A 25,107-nucleotide genomic window follows, 5' to 3' on the forward strand; every position below is an offset into this window, starting at 1 on the left:
AATGGTTCCTTCCCACACTGAACTTCAGGTTTCTAAAGATTCGCTTCGTGTGCTTGCACCGCATGGGATTGGCTATCGGCTGAAATTGCTTTCCCAACTGCTGGGTCGGCGATTTCAAGAGAAGCTTGATCCCTTTGGGCTGACGCCGTTTCATTGGGTGGTATTGTGCTGCTTGTGGCAAGAAGATGGGCTAGCAACGTCAAGCATTGGCGATCGGTTGCAGCAGGTGGGTGGAACCTTGACTGGAGTGCTCGATCGCATGGCAGAACGCGATCTGATTCGGCGAGAGCGCGATGCTCAAGACCGTCGAGTGTGGCGAATTTGGCTCACCAGTGCGGGACGGCGATTAGAAGACTTGTTGCCACCCCTTGGTGTTGAGATTCGAGAGACGGCGTTAAAAGGACTCTCTTACGCTGAGCGAGAACAGTTCTCCAACATCATCGATCGCATTATTGTCAACCTTCAACCCAATCCATCTGATCCGCCTACTACATCCTCGCCGCTTGGCTGGCAGTCGATTCTTGCGCCTTATAACATGGGCTACCGCATTAAACTGCTGGCTCAGTTGGGGATGAGAAAGTTTCAAGAACTGCTCGATCCCTTCGGGCTGACGCCGTTTCATTGGGTAGTGTTGTGCTGTTTGTGGCAAGAAGACGGGCTGGCAACCTCAAGCATTGGAGAAAAACTACAGCAGGTGGGCGGAACCTTGACCGGAGTGCTCGATCGCATGGCAGAACGCGATCTAATTCGGCGGGAACGCGATGCCGAAGATCGTCGAATCTGGCGAATTTGGCTCACCGATGAAGGCAGAGCGCTGATAGATGACTTGCCGCTGCTCGCACTGAGCATTCAAAACTGTATGGTGCAAGAAATTTCGGCAGAAGACCAAGCGAAGTTATCGGGTTGGGTAAATCAGGCGATCGCAAACCTAAGTTGAGGCGACAGCAGAGGCAGTTGTCGAAGTTTCTTCTAGCGTTTGAATCAGAGTGCGGGCTTGATGTTGAATGAGTGACCAATCGCAAATTGCAGTTCCTCTAGAGTTGCGCTGATTGCTCATGGCTCCTTTCGGAAATAATCCGCTTGACAGTCCAACCGCGATCGCGCCTGCTTCGATCAAAGCTTTGGCATTGGTCGGCGTCACTCCTCCGGTTGGAATGAGCGGAACATCTCCAAGCGGTTGTTGCAGGACCCGAATATAGTCTGCACCGCCCACGGCTTGTACGGGAAAAACCTTAACGCTACTTGCTCCTGCTTGCCAAGCCGTAATGATTTCAGTCGGCGTCAGCGCACCTGGAATCATTGGAATTTCTTTAGCAACAGCAAGCCCAATCAAGTCGAGATTGGTATGGGGAGAAAAGGCAAATTCTGCACCCGCCGCGATCGCGTCTTTTAGCTGAGCCGTGGTTAGAATTGTGCCTGTTCCGATCGTACAAGTGGGTAGCTCAATTCGCAGTTGAGAAATTAGATCTGCCGCGCGATCGCTATCCCAAGTAATTTCAATTAGTTTCATTCCCCCTGCTGCAACTGCTGTTGCCATCTGTTGCCCCAAACAAAATTGGGGAGCGCGAATCACTGCGATCGCACGATGTTGTTGAGCTAATTTCAACCAAGTTTGGGAGTCCATTTGGTTAACGTTCAATTAAGAGAAACTGAGTTGAACTTAATATCTCTTTACTCAAAACCTTTGCTTTTTTGCTAAAAGAACAAAACACAATTACAACTCATTCATAAGAAGTAGAGACAGGTTAGGTCGTTAGAAAGAGGGAGCCTTCTAATTGAATTTATACACTTAGGCTGTAGTGACGAAACTTTAGGAGATAACACATATGGCTTTACATAAGATTAAAGACTTTGATCCTGATTATCGTAATCATTTTGATGGTGACGATGTAAAAGATCTAGATTTATATGCTGGTGATGAAAAAATTGGTTCCGTAAACGATGTCTTAGTAGATGAAAACGGCCAATTCCGCTATTTAATTATCAATACTGGTGCATGGATATTTGGTAAAAAAGTAATGCTGCCGATCGGCCGTGCGAGAATTGATTATAGCGCTCGTCGCGTTTATGCCGATGGCTTGACTAGGCAGCAAGTAGAGGCTCTACCAGAATTCACGGATGATTTGAAGATCGATTACGATCACGAAGAGCAGGTTCGCGGCGTGTATCGCTCTTCTGGTACGACCGGCACGACTGGCATGACCGGAATGACTGGTATGACTGGAGCAGCTGGCACGACCGAAGCTTCTTTGGATGCTTCCGCTCCTCTAAATTCCCCGACTCCGGTTGAAGGAATGCCCTATACCGGTTCCTCGATGGGTGCTACGACAGGTGCTTTCGCCGCAGATACTAACTCAGGTGCTTTCGCCGCAGATACTAACCTTGGTCGTGACTATGATCGCGATACCTATAACTACGACGAACACGATAGAGACTTATTCGACTTAGGTCGTCAGGACGACCGCATTCGGTTGTATCAAGAGCGCTTGATTGCTAGCAAGACTCGTCAGAAGACCGGCGAAGTTACTGTAGGCAAGCATGTTGAAACTGAGACGGCTCGCGTTGATGTGCCCGTTGAGAAAGAGCGTGTTGTGATTGAGCGGGTTAACGCGACCGATACAACTGCTGTTACTCCAGGTGAAGCTACGTTCACCGGAGGCGAAGTCGCTCGCGTAGAAGTCTACGAAGAGACGCCTGATATCCATAAGGAAGCGTTCGTTCGGGAAGAAGTGCGCGTGAAGAAGGTTGTGGATCAAGACACTGTGACTGCCGAAGACGAAGTCCGTCGCGAAGAACTGGACATCGATACTCAAGGTCGTCCGATCATCGACAACGATCGTACCAACGTCGATCGCGCTAGTCGGTAGAACTGAAAGCTTTGCTTTTAGGCTGCACTTAATTAGTAATTAGGTAAAAGTGGGCAGAGCTATTTCAAGTAGCTCTGCCTCTTTTGAAAGAGAAGAAGTGATTTACTACAGGAAAATGGCTGGCAAAATGTATACGGAATCGTCACAATATTCCGATAGCAATCCGCTTGAAGATCGGCTGGATAATCTTAGACAAAAGTTAATTGGATTTGAAGTAGTTAATCAACAAAATGAACTTGTTGGAATTGTTGAGAATCTGATTATTGATGCAACGCAACATCTAAATTTTGTTTTGACCCGTTCTCTGTCTGATCCTCTACAAAAAAGCTTTTTATTAGAAAGTAGATTGGTCGATCGTGTAAATCCAAAATCTCGCGCACTATTAGTTAGTTTAAGTCCTGCTGGTCTTGCAAATTTGCCTGTATATCCTATGCAATCCGACGCCTCAAAAAGGGATCTAATCCAGTCAGACAATCGCCTTAGTTCTCGTCATTCGCCAGCAGACCCGCAAGCGATTAGCGCAGAGCGCAACTCCGCAGGAACCGCTTCTCCCATGACGCAGAGCGCAACGGGCGCAATTCCGCAGGAACTGCTTCCTCCTAAGGTGATTGAACAAGATGTGGTTGAACAAGGTGTGGTTGAACAGCAAGATGTCCTTAGACAGAACGTTGTTCAGGAAGAAACCATTCGCCTGTTAGAAGAACGGCTTAAGGTTAATTACCAGAAACAGAAGGTTGGCGAAGTCATTGTCCGTAAGGAAATCGAGACTCGCATGATTCAAGTTCCGGTGCGTCGCGAGAAATTGATTGTTGAGCAGGTTGGCGATTCCCCTCGGAGGCTCGCGGAGATTGACTTAGGACAGGGCGAGATTGAGGGCTTAGAACTCCTTGGCTCAGAAGCGACTTCAGAACGTACCATTGCTTCTGGTTCTACGGCGCAGGGTTCTATCGTGAAAGGCGAAGTTTCGTCTCCTCGAACTGCGGCTTGGTTGTTGGATGCGATCGCGCGTCAATCTAATCACGGTTGCAAGCGGATTCGTATTGAAATTGAGCTAGACAATCCGAGTCATCAGGAAACTTATCAAAGCTGGTTAGATCGTTGTCGCTAACTTCTCTAGCGATCGCAGCGATATGACCGTGATGAGTTTGTGTCAACAGTGATGACTGAGATTCAGATTTCGGTGGAAGATGATGGCGCGATCGTAGAGAAAACGCAAACGGATAGCGATCGAGTCCAAAAGAAATGATCCGCGAATGTTACAACGTTCGTAACCAAAGTCGTAATGTTCGCAACGAAAGTCGTAACGTTCGTTACGAAGGTCGTAACATTCGTGACCAAGGTCGTAATGTTCGTGACCAAAGTCGTAACATTCGTGACCAAGGTCGTAATTTTTGTAACGAACGCTACGATAATCGTGACCAAACCTATCGCAATCGTGACCAAACCTGCAAACCTTATCAACCTGCTCAAGCGACCTGCAAAATCTTCCTCGCAAAATATACCTTTAAAGTCTTTGTCTCGTTTCTTTCCGTATCTTTCTAGATTTTCCGAATCGAGATGTGTCAAAATGTGAAGTGTGTGGATCACTTCTTCCCCCTCTACAGCCCTAACACCAACTGCTGTTGCCCTAGGAAACTTCGATGGCATTCATCTAGGGCATCGTCAGGTCATTTCGCCTGTTCTTGGCACTGGCACTGGCAACCGCCCCACCGTCGTCACCTTTTCTCCCCATCCCACTGAATTCTTTACCGGGAAACCGCGATCACTGCTGACACCCCTCGACGAAAAAGCCGCTTGCCTCGAAGCAATGGGAGCTGAGCAACTCGTGATGTTGCCCTTTACCCAAGAACTGGCAGCCCTGACCCCGCAGCAGTTTGTCGAAGAGATCTTAGTGCAACACATGCAGGCGCAGCACGTCAGCGTCGGCGTAGACTTTCGGTTTGGCTGCAAGCGACTCGGCACAGCAGAAGATCTGAGCGCGATCGCGGCCACCTTCGGCGTCAGCACCACGATCGTTCCTCTCCTCACCTTTCACGGCAAGCGCATCAGTAGCTCCTCCATTCGGGGAGCGCTTCTCAGTGGAGACGTGAAAACCGCGAATCGAATGTTAGGTCGCTCCTACCGTTTAGTCGGGGAAGTGGTCAAGGGACAACAGCTTGGACGCACCATCGGCTTTCCAACCGCAAACCTACAACTGCCAGCCAACAAGCTAGTTCCTCGACAAGGCGTGTACGGCGTCAGAGTTTCTGAGCCAGGAAAAGAGCCATTGCCAGGAAAAGAGCTATTGGGCGTGATGAATATTGGCAACCGTCCGACCGTAAACGGTTTGGCACAGACCATTGAAGTTCATCTACTCGATTGGACAGGAGACTTATACGGGCACACGCTCACCGTTGAGCTAGAAGAATTCATTCGCCCTGAGCAGAAGTTTGCTTCCCTCGAAGAGTTACAAGCTCAAATTAGCGCAGATTGCGAGATTGCAAGAACGACGTTAGCCGTTTCCTCGTACCGCGCCAATCAGATTTAGCGAAACCTTCGCGTTCGATCAACACGCTTGAGCGCGCCAAGGGCGGGAACCCTGAGTATGATCAACAGGATTCTTCAACCCCTAGGATTTTCGCTATGAGAGACCGGATTGAGCAACTCGTTCAGAATTTGAACCGTGCTATCGTTGGAAAACACGAGGCGATCCGCTTGGTTCTGGTTGCCCTGCTCTCTGGGGGACACGCCTTGCTAGAAGACGTTCCCGGCGTTGGCAAGACCCTATTGGCAAAATCGTTAGCCAAATCCATTGACGGCAAGTTTCAACGGTTGCAATGCACACCAGACTTGCTGCCGAGCGACGTGACCGGAACCAACATTTGGAATCCCAGCACTGGAAGCTTTGAGTTTCTGGCTGGCCCGGTGTTCGCCAACATCTTGCTAACCGACGAAATTAATCGGGCTACTCCCCGAACGCAAGCTGCCTTGCTCGAAGTCATGGAAGAACACCAAGTAACGATCGATGGTCATTCCCGTAAAGTACCGGAACCCTTCTTTGTCATTGCCACTCAGAACCCTGTGGAATACCAGGGAACCTTCCCGCTCCCCGAAGCTCAAATGGATCGCTTTGCTTTGTCATTATCGCTCGGCTATCCCACGGAAGCTGAGGAACTGCAAATGTTACAGCGACTCTCCACCGGGTTTGCCCCCGAAGCTCTGCAGCCTTGCATCAGTTTGGAGGAGGTGCAACAGCTTCAGAAGTTGTGTACTCAAGTCACGGTCGAACTCTCGTTGCAGCAGTATATTTTGAACCTGGTTCGAGCCACCCGACAGGATGAAGAAGTCACGCTGGGTGCAAGTCCGCGAGGAACGCTGGCGCTACAGAAAGCCGTTCAAGCGTTGGCATTTTTAGAAGGCAGAGATTACGCAATTCCAGACGATGTAAAAGAACTTGCGCCGCACGTGTTGTCTCACCGCATCATTTCGGCAGGCGGACGGCGCTCTAGCGCGATCGTTGATCGACTGCTGCGCTCGATCGCAATTCCATAAGATAGTAAGGTGAGAGGTTCAACTATCGTCCGCCTTTATCGATGGAAAACTGCTATGCTTTCGTCCTCACTAGTTGTACGAATTCCGTCCTCCATTCTCGCGATGACAGATGACCAGTTTTTTGAGTTCTGTCGGTTTAACCGTGACCTGCAAATTGAGCGCGATCGCTATGGAGAAATTTCAATTATGTCCCCCGCAGGTTCAGAAACTGGAAATCGAGAAGCCAGAATTATTCATCAGTTAGTGAACTGGTCAGACGAAGACGGTACTGGACTGGCATTTAGCTCTAGCGCGGGCTTCAAGCTCTCGACCGGGGCAGATCGTTCTCCTGATGCGTCTTGGATTACAATCGAGCGCTGGAACACACTCACGCCTGAGCAGCAGCAAAAGTTCGCTCCGATTTGTCCTGATTTTGTCGTTGAGCTGCGATCGCTCTCTGACAACCTCAAACCCTTGCAAGAGAAGATGGAGGAGTACGCGCAAGAACCGGGATTTCGGTTGGGTTTGTTGATTGACCGCAAGCATCGAAGAGTCTACATTTACCGAGCGGGACAAGCAACCGAATGTTTAGAGAATCCTGAAACCGTAAGCGCTGATCCCGTGTTGCCAAACTTCGTTCTAAAGTTGAGTAAGGTTTGGTAGAAGTTCTGCATTCCTGAAGATTTTTTAGATTACGGACGGATTTCACCCAGCGATCAGCGGGACAAGCTCTGAAAGATGGCTCGTAATGCGCCAGAATTTAACTAGGGAAACACGCAGGACGCGATCGAATGGATATCAAACGTGGATTTGTCAGTGCAGTCGGCAATACGCCACTCATCCGCCTCAATAGTTTTAGTGATGAAACTGGGTGTGAAATTTTGGGCAAAGCAGAATTTCTCAACCCAGGCGGATCGGTTAAAGATCGAGCTGCCCTCTACATCATTGAAGATGCCGAAGCAAAAGGCTTACTCAAACCGGGAGGAACGGTAGTCGAAGGAACCGCAGGCAACACAGGAATTGGACTTGCCCACATCTGTAACGCCAAGGGCTACAAGTGCCTGATCATCATTCCTGATACTCAATCTCAAGAGAAAATTGACCTGTTGCGAACTTTAGGTGCAGAAGTTCGCACGGTTCCAGCAGTTCCTTACAAAGACCCGAACAACTACGTCAAACTGTCGGGCCGAATTGCGGCAGAAATGGACAACGCAGTTTGGGCAAATCAGTTCGAGAATCTTGCCAACCGTGAGGCACACTACAAAACGACCGCTCCAGAAATGTGGGCGCAGACTGACGGCAACATCGACGCCTGGGTGACTGCAACCGGGACAGGCGGAACCTATGCAGGCGTGTCGATGTTTCTCAAAGAAAAGAATCCGAACATCCGATGCGTGCTTGCTGACCCAATGGGAAGTGGGCTGTATAGCTACGTGAAAACCGGCGAGATTAAGCTTGAAGGCAGTTCGATCACCGAAGGCATTGGCAATAGCCGCATCACCGGAAATATGGAAGGTGCACCGGTCGATGATGCGATTCAGATTGACGATCGCGAAGCGATTCGGGTGATCTACCAACTGATGGAGAAAGACGGCTTATTTATGGGCGGCTCGGTAGGAATTAACGTCGCGGCAGCCGTTGTCTTGGCAAAACAAATGGGAGCCGGACATACGATCGTCACCGCTCTCTGTGATGGCGGCAGTCGCTATCAGTCCAAACTATTTAACCGAGATTGGTTAGCATCGAAGGGATTGTTACCGAATTGAAGCTGACTCATGAGGATCGGACTAGAGCCACAATGCGTGCGAGTTTGCCAGAATAAGTCGTGTCGCAAACTGGGAGCCGCTAAGGTACTCGCTGCGTTTCAAGCCCATCCCATAATAGGGGTCGAAATTGAGAGTAGTCGCTGTCTTGGGCAATGCGGGAACGGCCCGATGGTACTCGTCTTGCCCGAGCAGGTTTGGTATTGTCGGGTGTCGCCTGAAGAGGTAGACGCGATTAAAACTCGTCACTTAATTAATGGACGCCCGATTCAATCGATGCTGTATCGCAAATTTCACGGTTAGTGCAAGCCCTTACGCGATTGGCGCTGCCAAGCTTCAAAGAATCAGCGCAAAGCGCAACTTTGAAGAAAATGGCTTTACCAAGCTCCGCAGGGGTTCGAGAAGTCCGTTGGATTGCCCGATCAGAAACTCAGCCTGGTGAAGCCTTAGCGATCGATACCGCTTCTTCCCATACAAAGAGTTGCGCTTCGGTGGAACCCGTTTTAGCATAGGGCTAGTTTTTTAGAAGAGAGTTACACAGCTTTTCCAAAGCTAGGTAAAGAGGTGTCTCCTGTCTTTTTCTGACAACGAACTCAGCGTTGAGGCAAGTAGAATGAATCGACCCCAGCGACGATCCCTGCGGCTCTACGTCGGAGAAAGTGAGACCAGCTACCCTGAAGGGGAATTGCGAACTAGCCGTCATGCGACTTGGCTAGAACTCTTCTTTGATCTTGTGTTTGTCGTGGCGATCGCAGAACTGGCGCATTTTCTCCACGACCATCTCGATTGGACGGGCATCGTTAGTTTCGCTGTCCTGTTTGTTCCAATCTGGTGGCTGTGGATTGACTTTAGTTATTACGCGGATCAGTTTGACGTTGAGCGAGGATTTTATCGCCTGATTATGCTGGGTGTCATGTTTGGGATGATTGTGCTGGGATTAACCATTCCAGAAGCGCTACAAAACGGATCAGCCCAGTTCGCGTCCGTCTATGCAGCGTTGCGCTTTGTGATCGTCGGGTTATATTTTCAGGCGTGGCGACTGGTTCCCGAATCGCGAGAACTCACGAAGCGCTACACGCTCAGTTTTGCGATCGCGCTTGTTTTATGGCTTGTCTCGATCGTGCTGCCGCCTCCGGTTCGATTCGTTCTTTGGGGCATTGCCCTGCTGATTGAGATTAGCAATGGTCCGATTACCTACGTCACGATTCGATCAGTGCCGGTTCAGGTGTCGCACATGGACGAACGGTTTGGGCTATTTGTGATCATTGTTTTAGGAGAAGCGATTCTGGCTGTGGCAACCGGAGTTTCTGACATTAAATGGCAATGGCAAGAAACCTTGACCGCAATCAGTGGGTTCATTGCCGCCGTGAGCTTATGGTGGCTGTATTTTGAATGTGCAGAAGATTCGGTGATTAACCAGGCACTGCGAAGCAATCAGAAACGAGCGTTGTTGAAATCATTTGTTTATGGCTACAGTCATGTGTTGGTGTTTGCCGGGATTGTTGCGTCTGGAGTTGGAATTCAGGCCGCGATCGAAGGCGTAGACGTAGGACAGTTAAGCCTTGCAACCTGCACCGTTCTGTGTGGAGGAATCAGCTTGTATCTGATTGGACTCACTGCGGTTCAGTGGGCAGCACCGCGATCGTTACCGAATCGAATTCTGGGCGGACGGATGTTGGCCGCGATCGCCTGTGTCGCCTTGATTGGACTAGGCGGATTTCTCGCTCCGGTTGCGTTGATGGGACTTTTAGTGCTGATTCTGATTGGACTAATCCAGTTTCAATCGCACAGTTCAACGGCGTTGAAAGAATTGCAATCCTAAGCTTGCTGAGGTTCCTATGAAGTTGAGCCTTGCACCGATTCTTTGGAGCTTGGCAGAGCCGATCGCGAAAGGTAGGGCAAATCGACCACTTCACCTTGACTCTCGCCCGCTTTCACCTCCAAGCCTGCGCCGCCTGCTTTCGTGCGGATGTAAGCGAGAGCGATCGCTCCAGATTGGGTTTCAGCCACGCTGGTTAGCGTTCCGACTTTCGTGTCCTCAACGGTTACAGTTGTGCCGACTTCAGCAAGTTGATCGAGTCGGACTCCCCACAGTTGTTGCTTGACCCCGTTGTACGTATCGAGTCTGGCGATCGTTTCTTGCCCGATGTAGCAGCCTTTGTTGAATGAAATGGTGTGCCACAGTCCCGCTTCTAAAGGATTGTAATCATCGGTCAACTCGTGTCCCGGCATAGGGCGACCTTGTTCGACGCGGAGATAGTTCCAAGCGCGATCGCTGAGTGCGATCGCACCCGCTTCGACTAAAACGGATTGGATATTGGAGGGCGCAATCAAGGTGTAGCCTTCTGTGGCTAAGCCGCTTCCAACCGCCACTCTCACTTCCTGCCCGGCAATCGTGAACATGCGATGCGTTCCGTAAGGTTGCCCGACAATCTCTGCAGCTCCCAGTTTCTGGAGCAGGGCGTGACTTTGTGGGCCGAGCAAGCTGAAGGCAAATGTTTGGTCTGTTCTATCCGTTAGCTTCACTTTATCGGCGAAGAAAATGTAGCGATCGAGAAACGACATAATCTTCTCAGCCATTCCAGGTGACACCATCAGCAAGACGGATTCATCAAGAATATAAGCCGTTGCTAGATCGATTGTTCGTGCTGTGGACGTGAGAAACACCGTATCGCAGCCTTCTCCCGGTTTACGGAGTTTGAGGTCGTTAGTGCTTTGGTTGTGAAGGAAGCTCAGCCGATCCGCATCGGATACTTCAATGCGTCCCCAAGTGCTGCGATCGTAGACGGCAACGCCAGAGGTTACGGCTTCAAGTTCTGCGTTAAGGGTTTGATCTTGAGTCATGACTGTGAGTTTAGCGTTTTATCGATTGTCCTACATATCCTCAGCATAGCCATGCGACTGCCCTTGTCGTGCGACGAGTGCGCTTCAGTAAAATAATAGAGAGGCTAACGGAGGCTGTATGCTTTTAACCGCTAAAGACTTAGAGATGGTGCAGGCGCAATACCCCGACTATCGATTGGAGTTGGTGAACGGAGAAATCGTGATTATGAGCCCATCGGGGTATGAATCGGATGAGGTTGCGTTTGAGTTTGGTCGTCAGTTAGCAAATTGGACGAAACCTCGCAAGTTGGGGCGTGTGACAGGTTCTAGTGCAGGATTTGTGCTGCCGAATGCAGATACTCGTGCCCCAGATGTGTCGTTCGTCGAGGCAAGGCGGTTACGGCGGAGTCCACGCAGTTTTGCCGAGCTTGCTCCTGATCTGATGGTAGAGGTCAAGTCGCCCACGGATAGCCTAACGAAGCTGAGAGAGAAGATTGAGAAGTTTTTGGAGATGGGAACAAGGGTTGGAATTTTGATTAACCCGGAGCAGCGTTGGGTTGAAGTTCGCCGCTCTCAGCAGGAGCCGATTGTGCTAAAGGATGGTGAGGTGCTGACAATTCCAGAACTTCTGCCTGGATGGGAGGTGAAGATTGAAGAGTTGTGGTCGCCGGAGTTTGATGAGGAGTAAGGCGCGATTTGTTCATCAGGTCGGCAAATTATCAAAAATCTCTGACACGAGCCGCTTTGTCTTGTCATCTAATTCATTCCAGTCAACTTCGCCCGTTTCATCAATTAAACTCGTATCGACCTCAACCGGGCGATCGTCGGTTAAAGGTTGATTATCGGTTTGAAAGCAAATTCTGTAGCACAGCTCCCACAGATCAACCGTCACCTGCCGATCGTTGTGCTCTAACTGCAATTCGTAGCCTGGATAAGGATTCGGAAGATGCGACAAAGACTGCTCAATTTGCATCGCTTGATCCGGTGAAGCCGTTTTAAGCTGCTCTTGCAGCTCCGCCACCGTTGCCTTTACATCCTCAGGAATTCCATCTGCCCACACCAAGGCATCGCGATACGTCCCTTTCCACGTCGTTTCGTCTAACTGCTTGCGAAGATTATCAATCAGGCGGATAAACGCAGGCTGCATCAACACTTCTGCCTGTTGCCACGTTTCTATATCTGCAAATCTAGGCTTCATCTCAAAAAGGTGAAAACGTAATGAGGTATTGGCTTCATACTAAAGGGTATTGCCTTACGCCAAAGTCCCTCTGCATGAAGATTGTTTTCTTTGGAACGCCGCAGTTTGCCGTTCCCACACTCCAAGCCTTGCTGTCAGATTCTAGGTTTGATGTCGTTGCGATCGTCACTCAGCCCGACAAGCGACGAGGACGCGGGAGCGAATTGTCGCCGTCTCCAGTTAAAGCAATTGCAACATCGCATCAGCTTCCAGTGTGGCAGCCCCATCGCATCAAAAAAGACGAAGACACTCTAGAAAAACTTCGAGCGACCGAGGCGGATGCGTTTGTCGTGGTCGCGTATGGACAGATTCTCTCGCAGCAAATTCTCGACATGCCGCGTTTGGGCTGTCTCAACGTTCACGGCTCGATTTTGCCAAAATATCGAGGAGCCGCGCCGATTCAGTGGTGCCTTTACCACGGTGAAGCGGAGACGGGCATTACTACGATGTTGATGGATGCGGGAATGGATACGGGTGCAATGTTATTAAAGGCAACGGTTGCGATCGCGCCCCTCGACACCGCCCCTGATCTCGCCGCCAAACTATCTACGGTTGGAGCAGAGTTGCTGATTGAAACCCTACTGAAGCTGGAAAACCAAACGATTCAATCAATTCCCCAAAATAATGCAGAGGCAACCTACGCGCCGTTGATCAAAAAAGCCGATTATGAATTGGATTGGTCGAAGAGTGCGATCGCGCTGCACAATCAAATCCGGGGGTTCTTCCCCAACTGCACCACGACCTTTCGCGGCAGTGCGCTTAAAGTCATGGCAACCATTCCCCTCGAACCCACGTTGCTAACTCAGCTTCCGTCAGAGTTTGCCACACTTCAGCAAGAAACCTCTAGTCTGACTTCAATAGACCCACCCGGAACGATAGCTCCACCCGGAACGATTGTGGCGATTCTTAAAAATCGTGGAGCTGTCGTGCAAACGGGAGACGGACTATTGTTGCTAAGGGCCGTTCAGCAAGCCGGTAAACGTGCTCAGTCTGGGTGGGATTTTGCTAACGGCGTGCGGTTAGAAGTGGGCGAACAGATTACTCGTGATTGAACGTTGCCCCTGGGTGAACCCGTGAAGGCGTAATTCAACCGAATTGCCTACGCAGGATCGTAATAGCGGCATCCTTCACACGGACCTTCTGGATTCACTGCACATCGCACAATCTCCGATCGCGCACTATACGCGCAGGTTGCATCGCCCAACACCCAACGCCCTGCAACCAAACTCCGTTCTACCGGATGTTGCGTTTTCTGAACATAAATAGCAATCTTGTGCAATCGATAGCGTCCAGACCTCAACTGATAGCGATGCCGACGTTCTAAAACCGTATACGTCTGACCCTCTAAATCAAAGTAAGTGCCCGGTTGCGGAGACCAATCGAGATGTACGTTTCCAAGGGACTGCTTTGGATGAGTCAGAATAACCTCTGTTGGCAGAGTAGTTTGCTCCATGAGAAATCGTGGTTGAAAAAGTGTGTTGTCAACAGCTCAGAATCTTCTCGATGGTAGCGCGATTACTTCACAATACAAAATTCGCAACTCGTAATGAGGAATGCCAATGACTTTACTGACCCAGACTTTACTTGCCTAAATACGCTTCTAGAACTTGAGAATTTGTTTGGATTTCCGTTGGTGTCCCTTCTGCAAGATTTTTACCTTCTGCTAACACCCACACGCGATCGCAGATCGACATAATCACGTCCATATTGTGTTCAATCACGAGAAAGGTGAGACCCTGGCGATTCCAATAGGTAATGTATTCACAAATTTGCTTGATTAACGTCGGGTTCACGCCCGCCGCAGGTTCATCAAGCAGAATTAATTTTGGGCGCGTCATCAGCGCCCGTGAGATCTCTAACAGTTTGCGCTGTCCGCCCGATAATGCGCCCGCATAGTCGTTTGCTTTCGCCGCGAGTCCAACCGATTCGAGAATTTCTAAAGCGCGATCGCGGGCGTCCCGTTCTTCTTGGGCAATGCGTCCCGGCAAAAACCACGTACTCCAAAATTTCTCCCCAGTTTGCTGCTGCGCGGCCAACAACATGTTATCCATCACCGAGAGCCGCGATAAAACCCGCGCCACCTGAAACGTGCGAGTCATGCCTCGTTGAGCAATTTGGTAGGGTCGCAATCGCTCAATTGGCTCTCCATCAAACAACACGCGCCCCTGATCCGGTTCGATGAAATTTGACAATAGATTAAACAAGGTTGTCTTTCCGGCTCCATTTGGACCAATTAATCCAGTAATGCTGCCTTGGGCCACCTCAATCGATGCATCATTTACCGCTTTTACGCCACCAAAACTTTTCATCAATCCTGTTGCAGACAGAACTGGCATGGGCGATTTGGAAAGGTCAGTCATCGTGCTTTGCTTCAATCCAATTACGTCTTCAATTTAATTACTGACCAAGGGTCAATTACTTACCGAGGGTCAGTTCGTCTTTATTGCCTAACACGCCTTGAGGACGCCAGATCATCAGCACCATTAGAATTAGGCCGATCACCATAATTCGCAGTGCGCCCACCTGATCAGCTGCGATCGGGAGCCGTTCTAAGTCTCGTGTTAAGGCCGTATATGCCCAATAAATTCCCGCACCCAACAGCGTTCCGGCATTGTTTCCAGCACCGCCCAGAATCATGATAATCCAAGCTTGAAACGTCACTAGGGGTTCAAAATTGGTCGGGTACACGGTACTCAACTGCCACGCAAAAAACGCACCCGCAATCCCCGCAATAAAGCCACCCAGCATCAGCGATTGCAGTTTGTAGGCAAACACATTTTTACCCAAGGCTTTCGCGACTTCTTCGTCTTCCCGAATGGCTTTTAGCACCCGTCCCCACGGCGATTTGACCAATCGTTCTAGCGCCCAGAAGACGATCGCGACCGTGATCAACGACACGAACAGCAAACCATTTGCGGCTGGGCTACTGCGGAAATTGTAAAGCGCGATCGCACTGACGAGCCAAAGCCGAACTCCCAGCAACACCAACAGCCCGGAGCCAATCGCCACGATCCGCTTCTGCCAATTCTTTGCCCCTCGGATTTGGTGAAAAAACCGCCTGCCTAATTTCCACAACGCCAGCCCAAAAATAGCGGTGATCACAGCAACCATGCCGATCCGAGTCGCAACGGTCGGACGAAAATTCTCCAAGGGCAGCGGAAAACTTTGCACCCCAAACGCACCTTTAGTGAGCCATCCTTCGTTCAACGCAATTAATCGCACGAGTTCCGACACCCCAATCGTAACGATCGCAAGATAATCCTCCCTCAATCGCAGCGTCGAAAACCCCATCAGCAACCCCAGCAATGCCGCTAACATCGCTCCAATCGGAACTGCGACTAGCAATGGCACACCCGCCAAACTGAGCAAAGTCGTGCTATAGGCCCCCACAGTCATGAATGCGACATGACCAAAATTAATCAGTCCGGTGTAGCCCCATTGGAGATTGAGTCCCAGGCTGAAGAGTCCATACAGGGCAACCGACGTGATTAGAAAGACGAGATAGCCAATGATGCCCGTGTCAAACGAGAACAGATAGTTGAACACAGATATAGCAATGAACGATTCTGAAATCCTATCGTAATGAGGAACACGAACCGTAGAAATTGCTACGAAAGCTTACGAAGGCAGCTACGTTTAGCGCAATTTCCATTGGAGCAATGGGCACTCTGAAACCATGCCTCGCCTGCGTTCGTTGCGCACACCCACTCTCTCTTCTGCCCTTATGAACTTCTTTCGTAGTCGCGCTCACAATCTTATTGAGCATCTCTCTGATGACGAATTAGAAACTCTGTGGGGAGTCCTCGAACCGCTCTACTGCGATCTCTACATGCTAAGAGCAATTCAAACCGCTAAACGGGCTCACAATCCCGGCGATACACTCACCCGCGAAGAAGCAATTCGGCTCCTGCCCCTCCTCCAGAGCGCACCCCGCACCCTATGAACATCACTAAACCTTTGACAATGGGAGGCACGATTCTCCCGTCCCGGCTTGAAGTCCGCTACGATCGCGCCTTTCTCCTGGATCTAAAAGGCTTAGAAACGGCAGCTTTTCAGCGCATTCAGCAGTTTGTATTTAACGAGTTTTTCCAGACTGGCCAACTGCAAGAATTAGCAGAATTTCAACCACTTGGCACCAGCGAGATTTTTTATCGATTTACAATCGACACCTATTTGATTAGTGTTGAGATAACGGGACAGATCATCAAATTTTTACGAATTCTGCCCAAGCCGACTGTCTAGAAATGGCGTCCTTGGGTAGCGCGATATGACGAATTTCTTAAATTTCCCCCTCTAGTCCCTAGTTCGGTGTCTGTTGCCCTTATAAACTGAACGTTGCGCTTATAAACTGAACAGAGAAATGACGCAAGGGGCTTTGATATGAATGCTGTGGCACTTTGGCAACGCTACCAAGACTGGCTTTACTACCATGACGGCTTGGAGGTGTATCTCGATGTCAGCCGGATGCGATTTGACGATCGCTTTGTTGAGCAGATGCAACCTAAGTTTGAGAAAGCCTTTCAAGACATGGCAGCCCTAGAGGGAGGCGCGATCGCAAATCCTGACGAACATCGCATGGTTGGCCATTACTGGCTGCGCGATCCTGACCTTGCACCCAACGAAGACCTCAAACAAGACATTATTCAGACGATTCAAGACATTGAAAGTTTTACGCGCAAAATTCATCTCGGTGAAATTCGTCCTCCCCAAGCCGAGAAATTTACCGATATTCTATCGATTGGCATCGGCGGATCAGCGTTAGGACCGCAATTTGTGTCCCAAGCGCTTGCCGCATCGCCACCCATGGCGATTCACTTTTTTGACAACACCGATCCAGCAGGCTTCGATCGGGTTCTATCCGGGCTGGGCGATCGTCTGCGAAGCACACTCGTTCTCGTCATTTCCAAGTCCGGCGGCACGCCTGAACCCCGCAATGGCATGTTAGAAGCTCAACGCGCTTATCAGCAGCAGGGCTTGGACTTTGGCAGACACGCGGTGGCCGTGACTGGATACGGTAGCGAACTTGACAAACTCGCCAAATCTCAAGGCTGGCTGACGACGTTTCCAATGCACGATTGGGTTGGTGGACGAACATCAGAACTTTCGGCGGTCGGTCTACTTCCAGCCGCTCTGCAAGGCACTGATATTCAAGCGATGCTTTCTGGTGCCAAAGAAATGGATGTCGCCACTCGTGTGCCCAAAATTAAGGAGAATCCTGCTGCCCTGCTGGCGCTCTCTTGGTATTTCGCAGGCAATGGCAAAGGCGAGAAAGACATGGTGGTCTTGCCTTACAAGGATAGCCTGCTTCTCTTTAGTCGATATCTTCAGCAATTGGTAATGGAGTCGCTCGGTAAAGAGAAAGATCTAGACGGAAACGTTGTTCATCAGGGCATTGCTGTCTATGGCAACAAAGGTACAACAGACCAACATGCCTACGTGCAGCAACTCCGAGAAGGCGTCCCAAACTTCTTTCTCACCTTTATCGAAGTCTTGCATGATCGTCAAGGCACGTCTGTTGCTTCCGCCATTGAAGTCGAGCCAGGTGTGACTTCGGGAGACTACCTATCGGGTTTACTCCAAGGCACGCGCAAAGCCATTTATGACAACGATCGCGATTCGATTACCGTGACGATCCCGGAAGTGACTCCCCGTCACGTTGGCGCACTGATAGCGCTGTACGAACGCGCTGTAGGGCTTTACGGCTTTTTAGTCAACGTCAATGCCTATCACCAACCCGGTGTCGAAGCGGGTAAGAAAGCGGCGGCAGTCATTTTAGAGTTGCAACGCAACGTGATTCAGGCGTTGAAACAAGAAAGCCGCCCCATTACGATAGACGCCCTAGCCACCAAAGCAGGTGCGCCCGATGAAGCAGAAGCAGTTTACAAAATCATCCGGCACTTAGCGGCAAACGATCGCGGCGTCAAGCTTCACGGCAGTGCTGGACAGCCAGGACGTTTAACCGTAAGTCTATGAGTTTGATCTATTAAATCCATGACTGATGAAGGTTTCATCAAAAGTTCGTGAAGTTTGCCCCTTCTAGAACAGTGACTTGCTATTCTTTTCATGAGATGGAACGCTACTGTTCTAGAGGTTTTTTGGATGCGTAACTCACTTCGATCAAGCGTTTTCTTAGCTTCCTTGTTGGCGTCAACCGCTTTAGCGGCGAGTGACACCATTGCGGCTGATCCAGTTCCATCTTCCATTAGGCTAACTCCGCTGCAAACAACGCTGGGTTCACCGTCGCAACTCAATCCCTCGCCGCTAGGACCGCTCCAACTTCCATCAGGAACCCCTTCAAATTCGCTAGGGGCGACGCAAGATCCATTAAGGACGCAGCGATCGCCAGACTTTGTTCAACCAAATTCCAACCCTCAAATTCGCCAGAAAGAAGCGGATGGAATTCCGCAGGTTCGTCAACGGCAGATAGACGAGACTCCCCAAGTCCGCCAAAAAGACCAAGATCCCTTTCAACTTCCGCCCCGCCGTCGTCAACCTCAACCCAAAATTCGGCGTTATGAACCCACTCCAACTGGCGCGGTAGGGGGGATTAGAGGTCAAGTAACGGTTAAACCCATCTGCTCGGTTGTATCTGTGACAGATTGCGTTGCCCGTCCTTACGTGGGTACGCTGAATGTCGTTAGCTTGGATCGCACCCAGCGTGTACGCATTAGAACAGATAATCAGGGAGAGTTTCAACTTCAGCTATTGGAAGGGATCTACATTATTGAGCCTGAAACTGGGTCTTTTCCTGCCTTGAGCCAACGGACAGTGAGAATTGTGTCTGGTGCGATTCGGGAGGAGGAGTTTGCGTTTGACAGCTACGTTCGAGACGCTGAACAACCCGGCTCCTCTTCCCAAACTGTTCGACAGGCTGAACAACGCCAATCATCCTCTTTCTAAAAAGCTTTCTAGTTCTTCGGTACGTTGCCGAGTGAGCCGTTCAATACAACTTTGCTCTATCATCGGTGCGATCGAACCCCCTGCAAATCTCTGCTGGGCAAATTTGCAGTTTTCATCTCGAAATTTAATCCAAGCGAGTTGAGCCTCAACCAACAGATTTCCTAGTGCGGTGCGATCGTAGGTTGACTGAACTCGTCGATACACCTGATTGAGAGCGCGATCAGCGGCTTGCGCTGCATTGGCGGCACAGAGGTTCATGTCTTCCTGAGTTTGCGGATCTCTACAATTGGGTTGCCTTGCCATAAGTTCGGCATTCACGGGTTTAGTCAGGATGACAACGCTACAGCAGGTTATCCACCCTATGAGTTGAAACAAAGGTTTTCTCATTGAAACAGGGTCTTGGTTGTATTGTTTAGAGTGTCTCAGGAGATTGTCTCAGATTTCACACGATCCTTGGCAATGGGTTAGGTAAATTGCCGTAGAACCTAACTTGTTTAGCAAGTAAGACTATGTCATTGAACGATCAAAGTCATTGAAAGACCAAAAAAATGGGTGAGCATTGCTCACCCATCCTAAAATCACAGTAAAAAAACGCTGAAGCGATATCCTCTAACGGTTCGGTTGAGGGGTCATCCGCAAATAGGGTTTCACTTCTGTCACCCCTTTCGGGAATTTCTCCCGCGCGGCATCGGTCGGAATCGATGGCACAACTACCACATCGCCGCCATCCGTCCAGTTTGCTGGAGTGGCCACGCTATAGTTGTCCGTCAGTTGCAACGAATCAATCACCCGCAAAATTTCTTCAAAGTTGCGCCCAGTACTAGCAGGATAGGTGAAGGTGAGCCGAAGCTTTTTGTTGTTGTCGATAATAAACACCGATCGCACCGTCAGCGTATTATTAGCGTTGGGATGGATCATGTCATAGAGGTCAGAAACCTTGCGATCGGGATCAGCCAAAATCGGGTAGTTCACACTACAGCTTTGGGTTTCGTTGATATCTCCAATCCAGCCTTGGTGAGACTCAGCTGTATCGACGCTCAGTGCGATCGTCTTGACGTTGCGCTTATCGAATTCGGGCTTGAGCTTTGCTACTTGGCCTAGTTCGGTCGTGCAAACTGGGGTGAAGTCAGCCGGGTGGGAGAAAAGTACAACCCAGCTATCACCAGCCCAGTCGTAAAAATCGATGGTTCCTTCAGAGGAGTCTTGTGTAAAGTTGGGAACGGTGTCGCCAAGTCGGAGAGCCATAATGTTCTTGTTTTCCTTTGCGATCGCAGATAGTGACTAACTGATCATGCCATAAAACTCCGGTTTTCCGGTCGGAGTTTAGATCTATTCACGATTTTAGCGAATTAATGGGACAAATCTCAAGGATCTAATACAGCCTCAAATTAAGAATCTGGCCTTCTCCCTGAAGCAAAGACTCTCATTTGCTTTTGATGAGAGCAATTAGTTATAGAGAATTTACTTAGGTCAGGTTTTTGTCATGCTCCGTTCAAATACTCAAACATGTTCGGTAAGGGCAGTCAAACTCTTTTAGAAAGTTTTAGCAATTGGTTGAAATTGCTGAGTCTAAGTGATCGGGTTTTAGAGTTTAATCACATTGGCTTACGTTAAATTCCTTAACCAGCTCTAATTTTTTATTAAAGTCCCATTTGCCCTGGGCAAGATACTATCTGATTGAGACCCTCACAGAATTGAGATTCATGGACGCTAAAGCTTTTCTAACAGTCGATGAGGAAGCCCTCTCTCTGAAACAGTGCCTCCGCTATTTACAGACATCAGGTAAGCTGCAAGGCTTCCTGGGCGATATTTTACGTCAGTATGTTTTGGAGCAAGAACTCAACACCCGCGAAGACTTAGCCATTAATCCTGCTGTCATTGAGCAAGCCGTTATTGATTTTCGCCTCCAGCAACAGCTTACCGATCCGAAAGTGTTTCAGGACTGGCTTAATCGTAATGGTTTAGACTACTCTACGTTTCATAATCAAATTTCATCTAACTTCAAAACAGAAAAGCTTAAGCAAGTTGCGACTGAACCGAAGCTGCAAGAGTATTTTATTGAACGCAAGGTTTTTCTCGATCGCGTGGTGCTGTCTCGCATCATGGTAGAAAATCAGGAGCTCGCCGAAGAACTCAAAATTCAGGTGAAAGAGGGAGCCAGCTTTGAAGAGTTGGCACGAGAGCATTCGGTAGCGGACGATCGCATTGCCAATGGCATGATGGGACCCGTCAGCCGAGGAACCATGCCCGATATTGTTCGAGCCGCGATCGATTCTGCGAATGAAGGTGATCTGGTTGGGCCGCTTGAGATCGACAATCGCTGGGCGCTGTTCCGGGTCGAGCAAGTGTTACCTGCATCACTCGATAATCCTCAATTGAGCCAGATGCTGCGAAATGAGTTGTTTGATCGGTGGATGGGTGAGAAAATCCAGAAAATGAGCGTCAAACTGCAAGTTGGTGAAGAATAATCGCGACCGTTTTGATCTGCTGTCCCCCAGTTCTGAGTGTTAGATGCTTACAAACGACATTACCGCCAATCTTCCGTGGGAAGCGCCGCCCCTGTGCTTCCTTAGCCCTGATCAGCAAGTTCAATTTAAGACAAAAGCAGTCATCCAACGGTATCGGTTAGGACAATTGCTGTGGTCAGAGGAAACGCCGGGTGTCCAATTAGTGGTACTGAGTGGAAAAGTTCGGCTGGTTTCGGAAGAAGAGAAGACCATTTTGCTCAAGCCTGGGGAATGGGTTGGCGAATTGCTCGATCTGCCGGGATGGAAGGCACGGGCGGCAAGTAATGATGTCGTTGTCGTGCAGTGGCGGGCAGAGACGTGGGCATCGTTGTCTTCCGCCGATATTGAGCGGTTCTGGGCAATTCAGCGCGATCGCTACCAGCCCCAAACCGATGTTTCTCCCCAACCTGTCACAAGCTTTCCGTTTGTCTCGGGCATGAATTCGGGAGCGGCGTGTCTGACGATGGTGGCTAACCATCTGCAAAATCCGGCTCAACTGGAGTGGGTGCAACGGCAGTTGAGAGGACAACGCCCCACAAATTTAGTTGATGCGGCTGAGAAATTGGGGCTACAGTTACGGCGCATTGAGTCTACCTGGCAGAACTTACGGCTGCTGAATTTTCCGGCACTGATGCAATGGGGAACGCCAAATAGTGAGCCACACTGGGTCGTGGCTTATGGTGTCAGAGGCGATCGCTTAATCATTGCTGACCCGATGAATCCCACCATGACGTGTGAGGCGATTCATCGCTCGGCGGTGCAGCAATCTTGGAACGGGACACTCTGGCAAGTCGAAGCGATTCAGAAGCAGGAGCGGTTTAACCTCAGTTGGTTTTTGCCTGCGGTGTGGAAATATCGCGGGCTATTGATCGAGGTACTGGTTGCCTCAATCACATTGCAGATTGTGGGTTTGGCGACGCCGTTGATTACTCAAGTCGTCATCGATCGCGTCATGGTGCAAGGTAGCGTTTCAACGCTAGATGTCATGGCGTTCGCGCTACTGGGCGTTGCGATTTTTGAGGCGGTTCTCGGTATTCTTCGCCTCTTTATTTTCACGCACACTGCCCGCCGCTTGGATCTGAGTCTTTCGGCACAATTATTTCGTCATTTGATGCGGTTGCCTCTGGCATATTTTGAATCTCGTCGGGTGGGAGATACCGTGGCGCGGGTTCAGGAGTTGGAAAACATTCGTCAGTTTTTGACGGGAACGGCACTGACGGTTGTACTGGATTCAATTTTCTCAGTCGTGTATTTGGCGTTGATGTTTTTCTACAGCATTCCGCTGACGGCTGTGGCACTGGCAGTGTTGCCCTTGTATGCGGCCTTGACGCTGACTACGACTCCAATTTTGCGGAACTGGCTGAACGAGACGTTTAACCGCAGTGCCGATAGTCAGTCATTCCTTGTCGAGACGGTGACAGGAATTCATTCGGTCAAAGCGCACGCGGCGGAAAAACCCTCGCGCGATCGCTGGGAAGGATTATTTGCTCGCTACATTCGCACCAGCTTTAAAGCCTCTACAACGTCGAATATCAGCAACAACTTAGCTGACTTCCTCACGAATTTTTCCTACCTGCTGATTTTGTGGGTCGGGGCGCATCAGGTGATTGGGCAGAACCTGACCATTGGTCAACTCGTTGCGTTTCAGATGTTGTCGGGACGGGTGACAGGTCCGTTGCTGAGATTGGTTCAGCTTTGGCAGAACTTGCAGCAGGTGTTGCTATCGGTTGATCGGATTGGAGACATTCTCAACGTTCCTCCCGAAGCTGAGCCGGGATCAGGGCTAGTCTTGCCGCCGCTTAAGGGGCAAGTGACGTTCGATCAAGTGTTCTTCCGGTACAACCCCAATCAAGAACCTGTTCTCAAGGGCATCTCGTTTACGACTGAGCCTGGAATGCTCGTCGGCGTCGTCGGTCGGAGCGGTTCAGGGAAGAGTACGCTGTCTAAACTGTTGCAACGGCTTTATTTACCGGAAGCAGGTCGAATTTTAGTCGATGGATTTGATGTCAAGAGCGTCGATCTGCATTCGTTGCGGAGTCAGATGGGCGTTGTCTTGCAAGAAGATCTAATTTTCAATGGGACGATCGTTGACAACATTACTCTTGGACGCCCAGATATTAGTGCCGAAGATGTAGTAGAAGCGGCTCGACTCGCGGTTGCCCATGACTTTATCAGCGAACTGCCTCAGGGCTATGAGACCAACACAGGAGAGCGAGGCACAGCCCTTTCAGGAGGTCAACGTCAACGGATTGCTCTAGCCCGATTGTTTTTGTCTAATGCTCCGGTGCTGGTGTTGGATGAAGCGACGAGTGCGCTCGATAGTGAGACCGAACAACAAGTACTGCACAATCTTCAGCAGGTGGCGAGCGATCGTACGGTCTTCTTAATTGCTCACCGCTTCGCACCACTCAAAAAGGCAGATTTAATTCTAGTGATGGAAAAAGGCGTGATTGCCGAGAAAGGGACTCACGATCAGTTGCTGAAGTCGAAGGGATTGTACTGGTCGCTTTATCAGCGTCAGCAAGCCTCGGTTTAGATAATGATGACCCAGCTTAAATATCAGATGGTGATTCAATGGTCAGAAGAGGATGATTGTTTCCTGGTTTGTTTTCCAGATTTTCCGGAGCAGCAATGGCGCACCATGGTGATAGCTATGAGGAAGCTGTCACTAACGGAATTGGAGCCCTCGAATCGTTGGTTATGGCATACGAAGTCACTGGAGAATCCTTGCCGGAACCCAGCACGGTTTTTGTTGCTGCTTGATCAATAATGATTGCCATTCTATGAGTCACACTATTTACTACATGGCGATTTCTCCTCAAAGTAGGCTGTATGCACGGCTGCAACAAGAAAAAGCAATGTATATCCTAATGGTGCATTCTTTTGATTGCTGCTTTAAGGTCATGAGCGAATACGAAGAACCAGAGGATGCTGATGAAGAAACTTTGGAGATCTTGATGAATGGCTATTCAGATGTCTTTAAATCCAAGGTTGAGACGAGGCAGTTAGTTGACGACTTCCAAGCTGAGGTGGAACGTACTCAAATTAAAGTTGCTTACTTTGAATCAAGCTCGGTAGAAATTGAGAAGCGCCTCACCCAAGAGTTAAACAGAAGACAAAGTAGCGATGTTGCATTTTTATCGAGTCTGTTGTTTGGAGATCGCGACTTTGCTCCTCATTGGTTTCCTGGAGTTCGTCAAGACTTGAACCTTGTATCGCTTCCAATTGTTCAACAGGGAGCAAGAATTCTCAGCGGGATCAAGCTGCATTCTCTCTTTAACGTTGATGAAGATGCTGAAGATTGGAATTGGGACGATCCAGATATAGAAGACGCTTTCGAGGGATGGTGGTACGCAAGGCAGTTCTGGTATTGGAAAAGGCTTTATCTTGAAGCTGCTGCCGCACGTGAAGAGATATTGGTTGGAATTAATTGAAGCTAATCTGCGCTGCACCGAAAGCTAAGTTGAGATCGCAAAGGCTTTGTTAACTCGCGATCTCAC

General features: G+C 49.7%; 28 protein-coding genes and 1 pseudogene. 21 read left to right on the forward strand and 8 right to left on the reverse strand.

Annotation, left to right across the window (positions count from 1 at the left end; translation table 11 throughout):
* Position 1: 1 nt before the first annotated feature.
* Positions 2-937 carry a MarR family winged helix-turn-helix transcriptional regulator gene (locus AC5I6P_RS16480; RefSeq protein WP_495694864.1) on the forward strand — a complete coding sequence of 312 codons (936 nt, stop codon included), beginning with the start codon at positions 2-4 and terminating at the stop codon, positions 935-937.
* Here the strand turns inward: AC5I6P_RS16480 and AC5I6P_RS16485 are convergent.
* The gene (locus AC5I6P_RS16485; RefSeq protein WP_495694865.1) at positions 929-1,624 is read right to left on the reverse strand and encodes a bifunctional 4-hydroxy-2-oxoglutarate aldolase/2-dehydro-3-deoxy-phosphogluconate aldolase; all 696 of its coding nucleotides are present in this window, start codon (positions 1,622-1,624) and stop codon (positions 929-931) included. The genes AC5I6P_RS16480 and AC5I6P_RS16485 overlap by 9 nt on opposite strands.
* A 202-nt stretch (positions 1,625-1,826) precedes the next feature.
* On the opposite strand from AC5I6P_RS16485, the gene AC5I6P_RS16490 reads away from it, so the two are divergent.
* From AC5I6P_RS16490 to AC5I6P_RS16535, 10 genes and pseudogenes are all read left to right on the forward strand, one after another.
* Positions 1,827-2,867, forward strand: coding sequence for a DUF2382 domain-containing protein (locus AC5I6P_RS16490; protein ID WP_495694866.1), 1,041 nt, complete (start codon positions 1,827-1,829; stop codon positions 2,865-2,867).
* Positions 2,868-2,994: 127 nt separating this feature from the next.
* A pseudogene (locus tag AC5I6P_RS16495) lies at positions 2,995-3,243 on the forward strand (PRC-barrel domain-containing protein); the annotation flags it as partial.
* A 39-nt stretch (positions 3,244-3,282) separates the two neighbouring features.
* Positions 3,283-3,975: a YsnF/AvaK domain-containing protein gene (locus AC5I6P_RS16500; protein WP_495694924.1), complete on the forward strand. Its 693-nt coding sequence runs from the start codon at positions 3,283-3,285 to the stop codon at positions 3,973-3,975.
* A 468-nt stretch (positions 3,976-4,443) separates the two neighbouring features.
* Positions 4,444-5,394, forward strand: a complete 951-nt coding sequence (locus tag AC5I6P_RS16505) for a bifunctional riboflavin kinase/FAD synthetase (RefSeq protein ID WP_495694867.1) — start codon at positions 4,444-4,446, stop codon at positions 5,392-5,394.
* Positions 5,395-5,489: 95 nt separating this feature from the next.
* On the forward strand, positions 5,490-6,398 hold the full coding sequence (locus AC5I6P_RS16510; RefSeq protein WP_495694868.1) for an AAA family ATPase: 909 nt from the start codon (positions 5,490-5,492) through the stop codon (positions 6,396-6,398).
* A 54-nt stretch (positions 6,399-6,452) separates the two neighbouring features.
* Positions 6,453-7,040, forward strand: a complete 588-nt coding sequence (locus tag AC5I6P_RS16515; RefSeq protein WP_495694869.1) for a Uma2 family endonuclease — start codon at positions 6,453-6,455, stop codon at positions 7,038-7,040.
* Between the two features lie 128 nt (positions 7,041-7,168).
* On the forward strand, positions 7,169-8,143 hold the full coding sequence (locus tag AC5I6P_RS16520; RefSeq protein WP_495694870.1) for a cysteine synthase A: 975 nt from the start codon (positions 7,169-7,171) through the stop codon (positions 8,141-8,143).
* A gap of 9 nt (positions 8,144-8,152) precedes the next feature.
* Complete coding sequence (locus AC5I6P_RS16525) at positions 8,153-8,443, forward strand: (2Fe-2S) ferredoxin domain-containing protein (RefSeq protein ID WP_495694871.1); 291 nt, start codon at positions 8,153-8,155, stop codon at positions 8,441-8,443.
* A 68-nt stretch (positions 8,444-8,511) separates the two neighbouring features.
* A complete protein-coding gene (locus AC5I6P_RS16530) occupies positions 8,512-8,652 on the forward strand; it encodes a hypothetical protein (protein WP_495694872.1) in 141 nt (46 codons plus the stop codon).
* A 101-nt stretch (positions 8,653-8,753) separates the two neighbouring features.
* Positions 8,754-9,962, forward strand: a complete 1,209-nt coding sequence (locus tag AC5I6P_RS16535; RefSeq protein WP_495694873.1) for a low temperature requirement protein A — start codon at positions 8,754-8,756, stop codon at positions 9,960-9,962.
* A 14-nt stretch (positions 9,963-9,976) separates the two neighbouring features.
* On the opposite strand, the gene ygfZ is transcribed toward AC5I6P_RS16535, so the two are convergent.
* On the reverse strand, positions 9,977-10,984 hold the full coding sequence (gene ygfZ, locus AC5I6P_RS16540; protein ID WP_495694874.1) for a CAF17-like 4Fe-4S cluster assembly/insertion protein YgfZ: 1,008 nt from the start codon (positions 10,982-10,984) through the stop codon (positions 9,977-9,979).
* A gap of 118 nt (positions 10,985-11,102) precedes the next feature.
* On the opposite strand from ygfZ, the gene AC5I6P_RS16545 reads away from it, so the two are divergent.
* Entirely contained in the window at positions 11,103-11,651 is a 549-nt protein-coding gene (locus tag AC5I6P_RS16545; RefSeq protein ID WP_495694875.1) for a Uma2 family endonuclease, read from the forward strand.
* Between the two features lie 15 nt (positions 11,652-11,666).
* Here AC5I6P_RS16545 and AC5I6P_RS16550 read toward each other — a convergent pair whose 3' ends face one another.
* Positions 11,667-12,161 carry a hypothetical protein gene (locus AC5I6P_RS16550; RefSeq protein ID WP_495694876.1) on the reverse strand — a complete coding sequence of 165 codons (495 nt, stop codon included), beginning with the start codon at positions 12,159-12,161 and terminating at the stop codon, positions 11,667-11,669.
* Between the two features lie 74 nt (positions 12,162-12,235).
* Here AC5I6P_RS16550 and fmt point away from each other — a divergent pair, with 74 nt between their 5' ends.
* Positions 12,236-13,252, forward strand: a complete 1,017-nt coding sequence (gene fmt / locus AC5I6P_RS16555; RefSeq protein WP_495694877.1) for a methionyl-tRNA formyltransferase — start codon at positions 12,236-12,238, stop codon at positions 13,250-13,252.
* A gap of 47 nt (positions 13,253-13,299) precedes the next feature.
* Here the strand turns inward: fmt and AC5I6P_RS16560 are convergent, their stop codons facing one another.
* From AC5I6P_RS16560 to AC5I6P_RS16570, 3 genes are all read right to left on the reverse strand, one after another.
* A complete protein-coding gene (locus AC5I6P_RS16560; protein ID WP_495694878.1) occupies positions 13,300-13,653 on the reverse strand; it encodes a DUF6464 family protein in 354 nt (117 codons plus the stop codon).
* 127 nt (positions 13,654-13,780) lie between these two features.
* On the reverse strand, positions 13,781-14,560 hold the full coding sequence (locus AC5I6P_RS16565; protein WP_495694879.1) for an ABC transporter ATP-binding protein: 780 nt from the start codon (positions 14,558-14,560) through the stop codon (positions 13,781-13,783).
* Between the two features lie 55 nt (positions 14,561-14,615).
* Positions 14,616-15,746 (reverse strand): branched-chain amino acid ABC transporter permease, encoded by a 1,131-nt coding sequence (locus AC5I6P_RS16570; RefSeq protein WP_495694880.1) that lies wholly within the window; start codon positions 15,744-15,746, stop codon positions 14,616-14,618.
* Between the two features lie 178 nt (positions 15,747-15,924).
* Here AC5I6P_RS16570 and AC5I6P_RS16575 point away from each other — a divergent pair, with 178 nt between their 5' ends.
* From AC5I6P_RS16575 to AC5I6P_RS16590, 4 genes are all read left to right on the forward strand, one after another.
* A complete protein-coding gene (locus tag AC5I6P_RS16575) occupies positions 15,925-16,143 on the forward strand; it encodes a hypothetical protein (RefSeq protein WP_495694881.1) in 219 nt (72 codons plus the stop codon).
* Positions 16,140-16,442: a cytotoxic translational repressor of toxin-antitoxin stability system gene (locus tag AC5I6P_RS16580; RefSeq protein WP_495694882.1), complete on the forward strand. Its 303-nt coding sequence runs from the start codon at positions 16,140-16,142 to the stop codon at positions 16,440-16,442. The genes AC5I6P_RS16575 and AC5I6P_RS16580 overlap by 4 nt, the downstream gene beginning before the upstream one ends.
* A 138-nt stretch (positions 16,443-16,580) precedes the next feature.
* Positions 16,581-18,173 carry a glucose-6-phosphate isomerase gene (locus tag AC5I6P_RS16585; RefSeq protein ID WP_495694883.1) on the forward strand — a complete coding sequence of 531 codons (1,593 nt, stop codon included), beginning with the start codon at positions 16,581-16,583 and terminating at the stop codon, positions 18,171-18,173.
* Positions 18,174-18,299: 126 nt separating this feature from the next.
* Entirely contained in the window at positions 18,300-19,100 is an 801-nt protein-coding gene (locus AC5I6P_RS16590) for a hypothetical protein (RefSeq protein WP_495694884.1), read from the forward strand.
* On the opposite strand, the gene AC5I6P_RS16595 is transcribed toward AC5I6P_RS16590, so the two are convergent.
* Positions 19,086-19,418, reverse strand: a complete 333-nt coding sequence (locus AC5I6P_RS16595; protein ID WP_495694885.1) for a lysozyme inhibitor LprI family protein — start codon at positions 19,416-19,418, stop codon at positions 19,086-19,088. The two genes, AC5I6P_RS16590 and AC5I6P_RS16595, sit on opposite strands and share 15 nt — an antisense overlap.
* Positions 19,419-19,709: 291 nt before the next feature.
* Positions 19,710-20,345 (reverse strand): peroxiredoxin, encoded by a 636-nt coding sequence (locus AC5I6P_RS16600; RefSeq protein WP_495694886.1) that lies wholly within the window; start codon positions 20,343-20,345, stop codon positions 19,710-19,712.
* Between the two features lie 458 nt (positions 20,346-20,803).
* Between AC5I6P_RS16600 and AC5I6P_RS16605 the strand changes: the two genes are divergently transcribed.
* The 4 genes from AC5I6P_RS16605 to AC5I6P_RS16620 all read left to right on the forward strand — a co-directional run bounded on the left by AC5I6P_RS16605 (position 20,804) and on the right by AC5I6P_RS16620 (position 25,041).
* Positions 20,804-21,568: a peptidylprolyl isomerase gene (locus AC5I6P_RS16605; protein WP_495694887.1), complete on the forward strand. Its 765-nt coding sequence runs from the start codon at positions 20,804-20,806 to the stop codon at positions 21,566-21,568.
* A gap of 43 nt (positions 21,569-21,611) precedes the next feature.
* Positions 21,612-24,143 carry a type I secretion system permease/ATPase gene (locus AC5I6P_RS16610; protein WP_495694888.1) on the forward strand — a complete coding sequence of 844 codons (2,532 nt, stop codon included), beginning with the start codon at positions 21,612-21,614 and terminating at the stop codon, positions 24,141-24,143.
* Positions 24,144-24,238: 95 nt separating this feature from the next.
* Positions 24,239-24,370, forward strand: a complete 132-nt coding sequence (locus AC5I6P_RS16615) for a type II toxin-antitoxin system HicB family antitoxin (protein ID WP_495694889.1) — start codon at positions 24,239-24,241, stop codon at positions 24,368-24,370.
* Positions 24,371-24,411: 41 nt separating this feature from the next.
* Complete coding sequence (locus AC5I6P_RS16620; RefSeq protein ID WP_495694890.1) at positions 24,412-25,041, forward strand: hypothetical protein; 630 nt, start codon at positions 24,412-24,414, stop codon at positions 25,039-25,041.
* Positions 25,042-25,107 lie beyond the last annotated feature (66 nt).

It is taken from the genome of Myxacorys sp., assembly GCF_059501405.1.